Below are 341 nucleotides of genomic sequence, written 5' to 3' on the forward strand. Positions count from 1 at the left end.
GACACTGTAACATATTGTCTATCCAAAACATCCAAGATGAAACCAATGTATATCGTAAGATACGCAGATGATTTTAAAATCTTTACAAATACACGTAGGTATGCGGAGAAAATTTTCGAAGCAACTCAAATGTGGTTAGAAGAACGTCTAAAACTGCCTATCTCAACCGAAAAGTCTAAAGTAACCAATCTGAAAAAGCAACAGAGTGAATTCTTAGGTTTCACTCTTAAGGCTGTAAAGAAAGGTAAGAAGAACGGTAACACACGATACATTGCAGTAACACACATCTCTCCAAAAGCACTGGAAAAAACAAAACAAGATTTAGCAAAACAAGTGAAAAG

Annotated in this window: 1 protein-coding gene; it reads left to right on the forward strand. The window is 35.2% G+C overall.

Annotated elements, in window-relative coordinates; genetic code table 11:
• The coding region (locus tag KVT11_RS19615) for a reverse transcriptase domain-containing protein (RefSeq protein ID WP_254636529.1) at window positions 1-341 on the forward strand (341 nt) is incomplete at both ends.

Source organism: Bacillus sp. GbtcB10, assembly GCF_019091365.1.
In the GTDB taxonomy this organism is placed as follows: domain Bacteria; phylum Bacillota; class Bacilli; order Bacillales; family Bacillaceae; genus Bacillus; species Bacillus altitudinis.